At 55.2% G+C, this 13,753-nt stretch carries 6 protein-coding genes and 3 pseudogenes; 3 read left to right on the forward strand and 6 right to left on the reverse strand.

The genetic code is table 11. The features are described from left to right. Window positions 1-3: 3 nt before the first annotated feature. The 4 genes and pseudogenes from FHX05_RS30880 to FHX05_RS26335 form a co-directional block, all read right to left on the reverse strand. Window positions 4-312: pseudogene (locus FHX05_RS30880) on the reverse strand (DDE-type integrase/transposase/recombinase). Beyond that, entirely contained in the window at window positions 225-422 is a 198-nt protein-coding gene (locus FHX05_RS30530; RefSeq protein ID WP_246699121.1) for a hypothetical protein, read from the reverse strand. The pseudogene FHX05_RS30880 and the gene FHX05_RS30530 overlap by 88 nt, the downstream one beginning before the upstream one ends. Before the next feature lie 52 nt (window positions 423-474). Continuing rightward, window positions 475-999 carry a hypothetical protein gene (locus tag FHX05_RS30535; RefSeq protein ID WP_246699111.1) on the reverse strand — a complete coding sequence of 175 codons (525 nt, stop codon included), beginning with the start codon at window positions 997-999 and terminating at the stop codon, window positions 475-477. Window positions 1,000-1,513: 514 nt separating this feature from the next. Beyond that, on the reverse strand, window positions 1,514-2,170 hold the full coding sequence (locus FHX05_RS26335) for a hypothetical protein (protein WP_246699112.1): 657 nt from the start codon (window positions 2,168-2,170) through the stop codon (window positions 1,514-1,516). A 253-nt stretch (window positions 2,171-2,423) separates the two neighbouring features. Between FHX05_RS26335 and FHX05_RS26340 the strand changes: the two genes are divergently transcribed. Beyond that, complete coding sequence (locus FHX05_RS26340) at window positions 2,424-2,693, forward strand: hypothetical protein (protein ID WP_183875550.1); 270 nt, start codon at window positions 2,424-2,426, stop codon at window positions 2,691-2,693. A gap of 57 nt (window positions 2,694-2,750) precedes the next feature. Next, a pseudogene (locus FHX05_RS26345) lies at window positions 2,751-3,520 on the forward strand (IS5 family transposase). A 477-nt stretch (window positions 3,521-3,997) separates the two neighbouring features. On the opposite strand, the gene FHX05_RS26350 reads toward FHX05_RS26345, so the two are convergent. Continuing rightward, entirely contained in the window at window positions 3,998-5,128 is a 1,131-nt protein-coding gene (locus FHX05_RS26350) for a hypothetical protein (RefSeq protein ID WP_183875554.1), read from the reverse strand. 758 nt (window positions 5,129-5,886) lie between these two features. Then, window positions 5,887-6,016, reverse strand: a pseudogene (locus tag FHX05_RS30885) (IS3 family transposase); the annotation flags it as partial. Window positions 6,017-6,557: 541 nt separating this feature from the next. On the opposite strand from FHX05_RS30885, the gene FHX05_RS26360 reads away from it, so the two are divergent. After that, complete coding sequence (locus FHX05_RS26360) at window positions 6,558-12,929, forward strand: RHS repeat-associated core domain-containing protein (protein WP_183875556.1); 6,372 nt, start codon at window positions 6,558-6,560, stop codon at window positions 12,927-12,929. Window positions 12,930-13,753 lie beyond the last annotated feature (824 nt).

A 13,753-nucleotide genomic window follows, 5' to 3' on the forward strand; every position in this document is an offset into this window, starting at 1 on the left:
TTACTAACAGCGCAGAAGACAAAGACTAAGCGCTGAAGACCTCTCGGTGATCGGAAGCCTTGCATCATCCGCTCCCGCTTTCGCGGCGACACATGAGAGTTCTCAGCCCGGTTGTTCAGACCCTTGTGGGATCGATGTTCGACGTGCGGCATGACCTGTCGCCGGACGGGCCAGCAATCGCCTGGCAGCCTTGGTGTTGCTTCTGTTCTGGACGATTTCGTCAATCATATGCCCGTCCTGATCGACGGCACGCCATAGCCAGTGTTTCCTGCCGGCAATGGAGATGACGACCTCGTCCAGAACAGAAGCAATTCCTCGACAACGCGCAGGCTCAGCGGAAACCAAAAGTAGAGCCAGACCGCATGGGCAATGATCTGGGGCGGGAAGCGATGGTGCTTGTCGCTGACTGGCGAGGTGTACATACATGTGTGTCTATTTAGCCGCTCCTCACAAGGCGTTATCGTGACATCGCCATCACTGGGCCTTGTCGGCCGGCGGCTGTGGCTTGGTGAGGCCAGCAAGACCGTCGCGAGAGATGTTGATCAACATCTTCAGCACACCGAGAAGCGCGATCAGCGCGCCAGAATACTGAGGCGGGATCGTTGATGCCGAGCAGTCGATCGCGCCTGTCGGGAGTGATGTGCATCCCCAAGCGGAAAGGCCTGCGGTGATCGCTGACACCAGGATGATGACCACGTTGATCAGATTGTGGACCAAGTTCGAATTGAACATGGAGAATACTCCTTGAAGATTGGCGAGGCCGGTCGTCAGCCGACCGATGACAAAAGGGGGTGCGGTCGCCGGATCGGGATGACTGGCCAGGTAGGCCGTGATGGCATCATCGAAATCCGCGTCCATCTTCGCATCCAGCACCTTGAGCGCGGCGAGCTGGGTTGCCGTCGTGGCTGGATTAGCTGCGAATGCGGCGACGATATTCAAGAGGATCGGCTTCGGCTGTTCGAGAACGGCATCAGCGTCGGCTCGATCGAGAGCAGCCATCCAACGGTCTAACCGATGACCTTAAAATCAGTAATGTTGGGGATCAATGCAGGGAGGATATTGAGTATTTCCCAAGATGGATTGAAGCATGGTAATGGCTCATAAGGACGTCACGTTATCGTTGGAGAGAATAGTCTGAAGCGCGCCGACGGCCTTAGTGAGAGCATCGACCAGCGTGCTCGGACCGAACTTGGAATCGGGGTTGTCGAGAGCGAACCGTCGACCGCATTACGCCCCTTTTATCGTGGGACCGCCGGCACGATCTTGTACTTGATCACGCTGTCATTGCAGCCGGCCGGTGCCGGGTTCGGTGTGCAGAACCGTACATAGGGCAGTTGCAGCGGTCTCGGCAGCATCCACGCCGTTGCCGGCGACAACGATGGCTGTCATGGGCACTTCGGTTCTAGCAAGCTTCTGCAGGGCTGCACAAGAGCCGAGTGGGATCATCATGGCGGCGATTGCCACCAAGCTAGAATACGCATGGGAGATGTCCTTCGATGTTGATGGGAGGATTTTATGCAGCGAGAGCCGAGAAGAACTTCTTGGCATAGCCCGCTATCAAAGCAGCCTTGTCGGTGCCATTGATGATTTTCCGAGCATTCACGTAGTCGGTGATCTTGGCATTGAAATAATCGGAAAGCTTCTTTCCGGTGTACCAGCCTTCTTTCATGCCTTCGACTGCCGCACGAGCAGCGATCTCAATATCGGTGAGCAACAGGTCATAATCGGTGATCAGCCGGCCATCTAGTGCTAGCTCCCGATCTGTCCGTTCGTAGTTGGTGTCCCCTGTGGTCTGGACAAAACCGCGCCCGTAGGGGATCTGGCCGCCATTGTGCCCAGGCTTGCCGTAGGGGCGTCCCTTCCCCTTTCCGTACTCTGCGATCGGCTGCATCGTCTGCGCCGTTTCGTGGAACGCCGTGGCTAGAACATAGGCCGTCATAGAAGGTGTAAGCGTTTGCGCATCGCATTCCGAGAGCAACGCGTTCATGCCATTGACTTGGGCTTGCGAGAGCTTGCCATTGAACACGGTGGATCGCACCGCGTCGAAGAATTTCGATGGGTCCATTGATTGCTCCAAAAGAAAGGATGGGCGCTGAATAGCGGAGGCCTTTGAACAGGCTGCACTCCTCTCCAAATAGAGGTTTAAAATCCGCACTTGCAGATTGATCATTGGGATTGTTTCGCAGCGGCGCTAAACGGTCCCGAGTATTTCGGGCATCGAGATGATACGGAATTTGGTAGCGCGCTTAACCAAGCGTTCAGAACAGAGCCACGACAACGGTCGCGCTCATGAATTGGATGAGCGTTCTGCGGCGATCATGGCCGAGCGCCCCGGGAAAATGGCAAAACTAAAGCCGTTTCTTCGTAGGGACATGCCGTTCACTCTAAATGACGCTGGCGTTTACAACCACCTCTAGCAGGAGGTGAGAGAGCTTTCCGGTATCTCGGACACCGATGCAGTCTCCGCCCATGGCTATGATCGACACGGCCTGGACATCGTAGCGAAATATAAGGACGGACTCGTTTTAGACTGCGGTGCAGGCCGGCGTGACGTCTATTTCGACAACGTCGTGAATTTCGAGATCGTGCCTTACGATTCCACCGATATCGGTGGCGTTAGAGAAGAGTTGCCCTTTAAAGACAATACCTTCGACGCTATTCTTTCGATCGCCGTGCTAGTCACATACCCATAAAATAGTTTTAGATTTGAATGGTTTGTGATTCACTGTCTCTGATGGCTGGAGGTAGTAATGGCGCGCTTTGATTTGACGGATTTCGAATGGTCGGTAATTGAGCCTCTCCTGCCGACCAAGGTTCGTGGCAAGGCGCGCGTTGATGACCGGCGGGTACTGAATGGTATCTTCTGGCGACTGAGAACGGGTGCGCCTTGGGCGGACATTCCTGCTCGGTATGGACCCTATACGACCTGTGTAAACCGCTTCAACCGATGGCGCCATGCGGGGCATTGGGCACGTATTCTCAACGCAATATCAGAAGCTTACGATGGCGATATCCAGATGATCGACAGCTCTTCGATCCGCGTTCACCAGCATGCGGCCAACGGTCAAAAAAAGACGAGAGATCCGGTTGCATGGGTCGCTCGCGTGGTGGACTGACAACCAAAATCCATGCCCTCGTCGATGCCGATGGCCGCCCAATCCGACTGAAGCTTACAGCCGGGCAAGCTCATGACGGGCGTTCGGCCGCCGATATGTTTGAAACTGTCAGGCCTGGTCAGATACTGCTGGCAGATCGCGCGTACGACAGCGACGGTTTGCGTAAAAACCTCAAGGCACGAGGAGTATGGGGTTGCATCCGCCCCATGCCAAACAGGGTTCACATTCCCGTCTTCAGCCCTTGGCTCTACAAGCAACGCAACGCCGTCGAAAGATACTTCAACAAACTCAAACACTTCCGCGCCGTCGCAACCCGATATGACAAACGCGACGACAACTTCCTCGCGTCAATCCAACTCGCATCAATTCGAATTTGGCTCAGGAGTTATGAGTCGGTGACCTAGTGGGAGATGCCGAGCCCGGCTTCAGGAAATCCGCAACAGGCTCACGACCGACACGATTGCTTCCATCGTGTCCGATCACATGAGACGGTGGGCGGATCGGAAGTTGCTCGATCGCGCCTGTAGTCGATCGCGCTTGCGCTCCAGTAAAGAGGGCGCACGCCATGGAGACCGCAAGCAGTAGCTTGTTCAAATTCATCGGGATATCCTGTGATTAGGCCTAAGGTGTTGCCAAACGCATTGAGATGCCGGATTGGGCCATGCGACTTTTGCTGCGGCGTTTGCAGCATCGACTGTGGTCGCGCGTGTTTCAGCCTTTAATTGCGGGACTTGGTTAAGCCTGCTTTGTCCGTGCCAGAGTAATGGTCCTTTTCGAGGTCATGGCCTTTGAAGGAGCTCAACGGCGGAGCAGGGATCTTTGCCCCACCGTTGAGCTCAATGAAGTCTTTCAACGTAAGTCGGGTTCTAAATCGAAGGGGATCAGGTAATCTGGATTGTACCAATTTTGTATCGAACACCTTCATCAGCCGTGATCACGACTGCGCTGTTACCCAGGATAGTCTGATAGTTCTGATCCTGGGAATTTGGATCGAATACCCCTGTGAAATGATTGTTGTGATATTCGTTCATCGTGCCACCGCCAGCGAGGCTGACCATGCGGCGCCCGTTGACCTCGAATTGTGGATTAGCCAGGGTATCCGATACACAGTAGCAGAAACCGTTCGCCTCCAGACCGGTATAGCCAAATAGAACCCATTTCTGCGTGGGAACGTGATATCGGACGGTCTGCGCCATGCGCCCGTTCTGATCATACATGGTGTAGGGATTATAGCCTGCTACCTTGAAGAAGATCTTCGGCTGCTGGGGCGCAAGGTTTCCTTGATAATATTGGTGATTTACCATCTCCCACTGATTCGAATTGTTGTAAAATTGCCAACCTACCGAAGCGTCGAGATTTGACGTGCGGATCATTGCGAAGCCGTTGTCGAGCAATGTGGTATTGCCCGGCAAGTTGCGAACCTCCACAAAAGCGTAGTAATAATTTCCTTCCTGCACGATGTTCGAAGGATGCAGGAATCCATAGAGCGTGTTGAGAGATTGGTTAGACCACGGCTCTGGGATCAGCACGCAGCGGACATTGTGATGATTTTGGCCGTAATCTCCGGGCTGCGGGATTGTCCAGGCCTGCCCATCATTTATCGAGCGGACATAGCCGATTGTGTTGACCCAGCGTGTGTTGAACCCGTAGGCGTTAGAATTGAAGCCCGCGACCCCGCCGATCGTAACAGACGATTGATAGAATTCGTGATGCGTCAGGGCTACTACTAGAGAGCCGCGGGCAAAGGGAGACATAATCCAGTGACGATTGGCATAATGCCCTTCATAGGTGTCTCGGGGAGAATTCCACTGCCTACCTGCATTCCAGTTGGTCCAGGTCTGGCCGTTATGCCAGTCATAGACGACGTTATAACGATATCCTTCGGAGTGAGCGGTGATAAACGTCGGTGTCCCGTTTGCATCGCGCCACGGATGCAAGGGGCCATCCACCCATAAGCCATACGGCGTGCTCCCGCCAACATAACCGTGCCATTGATTCGTGCTGAAATCCATGCAAGTCACGTTTCCAGACGTCGTAACTACATTGCTAACCAATTGATTTGTCCTTCTGTTACTGCTGGGCTGCATAAGCTCCCGTCATTTCAAGGAGCCAATAGTTTGATTGGTGGCGATGCCAGGGCCCGAGACGCCATTGTGCATTTCGCGAAAGTGGCGATGAATATGTGATCGGTCGGATAATCGGCGTGAATTGATAGGGATGTAGAGCCTGACAGAGCTATGTCGGACTGAGAAATCGCCGTACCTGAATATTGCGCTCGAAGGCATGGCGCTGGTATTCCGACCAAGAATGGGTCACGAACGGAGCTCCTACGTCGAATGCGTCGACGGTCTCGGAAGAGATGTCGTCATTGCGGCCGTGAGAAGTTGATGATCTATGCACTTCGCGGCAAATCGACTGATGCGATCACGAATGCAACTGGCGCGGCGGCGCAGTCGTATCGATCAGAGATGCTCGGTGATTGTCGATGGAACTTTGGGAAGACACGCCAAACACGCGCGTCAACGACGCGTTGTCATATTCGTTCTCATCGTGCCTGAATTGATACCGGAAACTGCCGTCATTGGCGGCAGCCCCATCGCGCGGATTGCTTGTAACAATGGCGCTCTGTTGAGGGATTGCCGAGCAACTAGCTGAATCGCGCTAAAATATCACCTTCCATCCATCCGACGCGCTGAACGAGGATCCGCGCCTTTTGTCTTCCGCCGATATTCTTTTCTTGCGGATTAGGTGCTAGGGAAGCGCCCTTCAGTACCTTGCCGGCCGGAATCTGGAATTCGGTGATATCAGCCAGCCACTTCTCGTTCGGGGCCTCCCTGGAAGTCGCGATCAATGAGGTTCTCAGGCGCTGGACTGATCTCCCCGAGATAGGACCCGTACCGAGGCACGCGGCTTTCGCGGCGCAACGGGCTTGTCGGCTGTGGACATGCTATATGATTTCCGACGGAGCGTTGGAAGGAACAAGCGGCTGAAAGTGATCCGCTTGCGGTCAACAGTGCGTCGCTGCAACTGTTCTCATCATGCATAAATGAGTACCCCAATTCGGCGCTGTTGGCGACACCCTTGATCGGGAAACTGGCTGCAAGGATTGGGGAATCTTAAGGGACTTCATAGATAATTATTTGAAATCACACGAAAATATTGCATTCTATCGTCCGACAATCAGAGTAAGATTAGGCGCTCTCTCCTTTAAACGGTGACACTGCCAGACAAGCGAATACCCAAAAGACAGGGACGACGCGAGTCCAAATCTTTCTGAGATGAAAGATGGTGGTCATTCGGTTCCTAATCGGCCGACAAGCTACCCGCTTGGGTCGCCTTAAAATTTTACGTCTTATGAGCGCAAATTCCTATTGCGTTTATCTTTGGCGTGTGCGCAATTTGGTTGCATTAGCATTTCATAGATTCGCGTGTGGGGGTTTCATGCAAATCGATCGCTTGGGCGTGGCCGTTGTTGCGGCCGCCGTAGGTATTGTCGTGCTTACGGGCGGTGCGCCACAACTGATGCGGGAGCTGGTGATAGGACCGGCAGCGGCCTCGGAGCAGGCGCCGGTGTCGCCGGCCACGTCCAAGAGCGGTTTCGGCAATGGTGGCGGCGGCTTGGGATCGACATCACCGTCCTCGACTGTCACGCCATCCTCGCCGACCGCGAAGGGCACGGCAGCGGGACAGCCCAATACCGATCTTGCCCCGCCGATCGATACGGCTGTGGATCGCACGCCGCTCGGCAAATCGACAGAGCAGACAAGCCAAGGTGCCCTGGGCAACGGTGGGACTGGTTCGGATGCGTCCGCAGCCGGGGATACTTCTTCTGATGACGAGGCAGGCAGTAAGTCTGCTCTCGGTAAATCAACCCAATCGGAGCAGAGTGCGTCGACCTTGGCCGCAACAGCTGCGGCAGTCACGTCGGCGGACGCGCCTCCGGTCAGCGCGATCCAGAAGGCCTCGGTCCCCGAGATCTCCGGCAACGGCAGCATGACACAAGATATCGACATCGATGTCCCGGGTTTCCGCGGGCTGGAGCCGAAACTGTCGCTGCACTACGATTCCTCGCGCAAGACGAAGATCGGCGGTCTTTATCAAGGCTGGCTCGGCTATGGCTGGGGCCTGGAGGGCATCCATGTCATCGAGCGGGCAAGTCCAGGTTATGGTGCTCCCAACTATGATGCTGCTGACGGGTTTCTGCTAAACGGCCAGCAGCTCGTATCCTGCGTTTCCGGGATGAGCTCCCCCTCCTGCTCAACCGGAGGCACGCACGCAACCGAGAATGAGAGCTATCGCCGCATCAGCTTCAACGGCAACAATAACGAATGGACGGTTTGGGAACGGGACGGCACCTATTCGACCTTCCGATCGGTGCAAGCCATATCCGGGACCAATCCCGTTCCCGGCACGCAAGAGTATAATCTGCAACACAACTATCGTTGGATGCGGACATCCGTCACCGACACCAACGGCAACACGGTCCAATATAATTATAATTGTCCTGGCGGGCCGGTCTGCTATCCGACCAACATCACTTACAACGGATCGACGATCTATTTCCACTTCGAGACGCGGCCGGACTACATACTGACCGCCAACGGTCACACGATCTCCTATACGACAGCCCGGATCAAATCGATCACGGTATGGACATCGGGCAATCTGCGCCGGGGCTATGCGCTGTATTATGACCAGGCGCCGTTCTCCAATGCCTCGCGCCTGGTGTGGGTCGATGCCTATGGCAGGAACTCCGGGGTCGATCTCTCCACCGGCGCGCTGTGGGGTTCTTCCATCAAGCGCATTCGTCAGATGAACTATGACGGCGTGAATTACGGTTATGTCGGTTATGGCGGCCAGTTCCCGGGCGTGGCAAGCGGAACGACGGAGAGTTTTCTGGCGCGCCAGGCCGGCGATCTGAACTTCGACGGCCGCGATGAACTGTTCGGCACGCAGTTGAAGCAACAAATGGTCCAAAGTGGCGGCGGCAGTTCTGGCACAAAGACGTATACCGGCACGCTGCAGTGGTTGCTGACGACATTCACGGGCGATGGCCATGTTTCCCGCACGCAAAGCCTTTACTCTTCGCCGATCGCAGTCAATCTTGAAGTACTGCCGATGCCTTTTGCCCGCTACTTTTCCGGCCGTTATGTCGCGGGCAAGAATACGAAGGATATTGGCTTCAGCGTCACCGTTGCCAGCCTGCAGAACCAGGGCAACGGCGGCACGACGACGAACTATAAGACTACCAGCGGGGTCATGGTCACGGACAGCAGTCTGACTATGACCGGGCGTGATTGCCCGGCCGCCGGTTTCGAGGGCGCCTGCGCCGGTCTTCCGGCTGCCCAGACGACGCAGACCCCGCCCACCGCACTTGGCACGGGATATGCGTCCCTCGACATCGAGAGCGATGGCGTCGATGGAATGGCGGTGCTTCCGGGCAACCTGATTGGCCAGAACGGTTATGTTCTTGGCGTTGGCGATCTTGCTGGTAATGGACGGCAGAGCATCGTGACCGCGGACACCCGCAGTTCCCAAATCAAGGTCTTCCGGTGGCTTAACAATGCCTGGACGGTCACCTCAAGCCAGGCCATCGGCTGCAACGGGGATCTCAACCGAGGTGCCTATCCGCCGGTCTGTGTGCTCGGCGACATCAATGGCGACGGGACGACGGATCTTGTCAAGGCGGTCTATAGTAGTAGTGCGAATGGGTATTACGTCGATGTTTGGCTATCGACAGGTTACAGCTTCCAACAAGTCGCCAGCGGCATGTGGATTTCCGGTACACCGATCCTGCGCGATCTCGACAATGACGGCAAAGTTGACGTGTTCTCGGCCGCCGGCCGCTCCGACACCGAGCCGTTCAAGACCTTGCAGGCTTACGGGTTCTGGAGCGGTCCGTCGGGCAACAGTCTAGCCCAATCACCCTTTGCGGTGCGCGGTTCGTCGCTGATGGGCGACTTCAATGGCGACGGCATGCCGGACATGGTGGATTCGCCGACCAGTCTTGCCGTGTCCAATCCCGGGTCCGGCAATCCGAACCTGCTGCGCAGCGTCACCCTGGAGACCGGTGGTACGATCGCGATCGACTACGCACCCTCATCGCGCTGGTCGAATACATTCATGCCGCAGGTCATGCATGCCGTCTCGAAGATCACCACCAACGATGGCCGCGGTGTCGTCGCGGCTACGGACTATTCCTATTGGGGTGGCGTCTACGATCCTGTCTCGCGCAAGTTTCTCGGCTATCGCAGCGTGACAGCGGTCAAGCCGCTGGCCGGAGGAGAGGTCACGCGACCAAGCGTCGAGACGATCTATCGTCAGGACGTCGCGAGCTACGGCTTGCCGGAAAGCGTTATCTGGCGAGATGGAAATGGAACAGTACGCAAACAAATATACCAAGAGTATGCTGTCAATATCTCCGCCAAGCCTTATACAGCGTTGAATACCGCAACGACAACGGTACTCACCGAAAATCTCAGAGCCGAACTAAAAGTCGCACGTACGTTCGACGCCTATGCGAACATCAGGCTAATCACGGACTATGGTCGCGTCGACGTGTCCGGTGACGAGTTGATCACCGAGCGATTCTTTTCGCCAAATACAAGCTCATACATTGTATCAAGGCTCATCGCTGAACGAAGTCAGGCCGTTGGTGATGGCCCCTATATAAAGTATGACCATTTCTACTACGACGGGTCGACGGACGTCTGGCAGGTGCCATCCAAGGGCAATTTGACGTGGAAGCTGAGCTTCATGACGAAGACGCCGGATCGATTGTCCAACACCTATTACACCTATGACAGCTACGGCAATCGCATTTCCAAAGTCGATCCGATGGGACAGCGAACCGAATGGGATTACGAGGCGACTTATCATCTCTATCCGGTCACTGAACGCTCTCCCCGCTATTTTGCCAGTGGCGGGCAACCGGCGGATACACGTTTTGTCTCGACCATCGCCTATGACACGGTCTGCGGCTTGCCGAGTTTGAAGACTGATCCGAACAAGATCACCGAGAGCTTCGAATATGATCCCTTCTGCCGCCCGTCCAATTATTCCCATGGTGGCTTCGGCCGATATGAGCGCACCGTCTATGAGAATGAAGGCAATCCCAGCAACCAGGCGATCTTGACGCTTACCCAGCAGTCAAATGGCAACGGCGAGGTCTATAAGCGGATCTGGTATGACGGACTTGGTCGGCCATGGCTACAGGAGGCGTCCGCCTATGCCGCTGGAGAATATGCGCCCATCGTCGAAACGGCCTATGACGGGCGAGGAAACGCTTGGAGAACTGCCGTTCCTCGTTTCGGCAATGATCCCACACCCGTGTGGACCACCAACTCATATGACTGGGACGACAAGGTCGTCAAAACGGTCAATGCGGATGGGTCCTCCCGTACATATACGCGTCAACTTTATCTCGACGCGATCGGCAATACGTCGAATGTGCCGCTGTGGGTTACGTTTCAAGTCGATGAAGAGCTGCAGGATCTACGCACCTTCACCAGCACCAGAGGCGAGGTCATCGATATCCAGAGGGTAGCGCCTGAGGGCACCTTCGCGGACTATCGCTCATTCAATGCATTGGGTCAGTTGACCCGGGTCGTCGATCAGGGGGGAGCCAACTGGACCTATACTTATGATCTGGTTGGCAACCGACTGACGGCGAGTGACCCGGATTTTGGTACCTGGATCTATGAATACGACACGTCGAGCCGCCTGACCAAGCAGACGGACGCCCGCGGTTATGTTACGACGATGCAGTATGATCAACTAGATCGACTATTGCTGCAACAGACGACGGCGCCCGGCCAGACTACGCCGGTCGTGGTGGCCAAGAACACCTACGACGTCAACACAGACCCGAGCTACCACAATATCGGCCTGCTGACGAAGTCGGAGAATGCAACGGCCAGCGTTGTCTTTTACAACGTCTTCCATGGCTCGGGACGGTTTGTTCGCACCGACGCGACGATCGACGGCCTGACGAACGTCTATAATGAGGTGCGCGGCCGCCAGGACGAGAAGATCTGGCTGGATTATACCCCGATCAGCATCGGCAACACCAATAGCCGTTGGGGCTATAACACCAGCAACTTGTTGTCCTCGATCCCCGGCTATATCACCTCGATCCTCTATGAGGCGGACGGGCAGACCCGGTCGATCACCTATGCCAATGGCGTGACCACCAGCTTTACCTACTCCCCAACCCGACGCTGGCTGACGCGGGTGACGACGGTCAAGGGTGCGACGGTGCTGATGGACAATCAGTATACCCGTGACAAGCTCGGCCGCATCAAGACGATCACCGGGCTGACGTTAGCCGATAGCTGGGCTTACACCTATGACGGCTTCGGCCGGCTTAAGACGGCCGACAATCTCGGCAACAATGCGCTCGACGAGACCTACAGCTATTCGCTGACCGGCAATCTGCTGTCACGCACGCGGGTAGCCGGCGCCTATGTCTATCCGGCCGGCAACGCGGTGCGTCCGCACGCGGCAACCCAAATCGGTACAGCGACGCTCACTTATGACGCCAACGGCAACATGCTGAGCGACGGCAAGCGGACGCTCACCTGGGATGGCAGCAACCGGCTGTCGACGGTCGCGCAGAGCGGCTCGACGGTGACCTTGTCCTATGGTCCGGACGGGGCACGGGCGAAGAAGGTCTGGGCCTTCGGCAAGATAGTGTATCCGAGCGCCGATATCGAGATCGACCGCACGACGCCGGGCACGGACGTCTTCACCTTCTATCCGCATCCGGATCTGAAGATCGTCGTCAACAATGCGACGCATGCGGTGACCAACCAGTTCCTGCACCGCGATCATCTGAACTCGGTGCGGCAAGTGACCGGCAGTGCCGGCACCATCGTCGAGCAGACCGGCTATGCCGTCTTCGGCGAGCGCACCAACACGACGATGCAGACGCAGAAGGGCTATATCGGCGAGCGCTTCGATCCGGAGACCGGACTGATGTATCTCAATGCGCGTTACTACGATCCCGTCTTCGGCCGCTTCATCTCGCCAGACGACTGGGATCCCACAAAGGAAGGCGTGGGCACCAACCGATATGCCTATGCCGATAATGATCCCGTCAATAAATCTGATCCCAATGGGCATAACTATGGGGCAAATGCACAGGGTCCTAATGATGGTTCAACCGATAGAAGTGGGCCTGTGGACGGCATCGGCGGCAGCGAAGTTACCGCTGCCCAGATATCGCGCTCCGAGGAAGCTGCCACCAAGCACGAAATCGATGCTATGGACAGCCGTATGAAACGGGGAGAAATGGGTCTCCCAGGATCGGGACCTGTTTCTTTGAGTGACTTTTATGCCGCCGCTCCGGCCGGAGCTTGGAATGGCTTTGCGACCTTCGCTAATTTTATCACATCAGCTGGCAAAAGCGGTTTACCCACGATCGATCCTGCTACCCCTAGTGCCGCCCTCGGTCAGAAAAATGGCGCAAACACAGTTGGTGCATTAGCATTGCGCGGCGCGAAGGTCGAGCCGACAACCAAAGCAGCGGCGAAACCAACTTTTCCGGATCAGGTTTTCAATACGGGTAAAGCTCCAAATCTTGGTGCTCCGTTTCAAGTGAAGGGTGGCGTATACTTCAACGATCGGGGGATTGCGCAACCTTGGACCGCTCATTATGACGCTTTTGGGAGAAATATCGCTCGCACAGATTTCAACGCCGGAAATAAAGCGGCTGGAATACCTGACACCCATTATAGTACATATCGATGGGCAAAAGGGATCGATCACCAGATGATACAAAATCACGTTCCCGGCGAATACCCCGGAAATTAAGGAGAAAGCAATGTTGATTCTCGATGATCCGGAGCAATATCTTCTGCTAACGCCTTATAAATTTAATCAGGTCGCGGATTTCAGATTTACCCGGGGTTACAATCGTGACGATTACAGCATGACGAGTATATATATGGAGATGCGAACATCGAATATGGACGCCAGAGACTCGCTCAAGCTATACTTTGATGATTGCAGGGACATCCAAATGTTGAACGTGGGAACCATGTCGGGAATATGTCTTCAGACTATTCCTTTTCGTTCTGAGTTCTTCGAGAAAGCTCGTTTTCAAATACAAGATATAGAGAACGAGCAAATCAAATTCCTATGCGCAAGCTTTTCTGCAGAAAGTATAGGGTAGATACATTTGCAGTTTTCTGATGGATAGCCGCGGTAACTTCATCATTTGTGCATGTGGACTGATTTTTTTGGGATAATTTTGCGAGCTTCCCCAATTAGGCCGCATCCGCTGGTACAAGCAGTGCCGATAGCGAGGTGGCAATATGCTTCGACACAGAGGAGCTATCGCTGCTCTTGAGGAAGCTCAATTGTCTCGCCAGTCACAGAGAAGCATCTTCATTCATGACAGAAACGGGCGGAGGGGATCAGCTTACTGAGGTTATCCAGGTAGGCGATGACTATCGGCTTGTTCGTAGTTTGAGATTGGTCCGCGTCTGACCATTAGCTTTGCTCGCCTCCGCATGTGAGTATCTAATCATGGGGCTAACCTAAGAGCGCTGATGCACCTAGGGCCGAAAGGTTGGCAGTTCAACCTCTTCTGGTAGTGCAGTTTCCTGTGGAGATCTCTCAACTACCTTCGCCGA

This window comes from Rhizobium sp. BK491, from assembly GCF_014194925.1.
Lineage (GTDB): Bacteria > Pseudomonadota > Alphaproteobacteria > Rhizobiales > Rhizobiaceae > Rhizobium.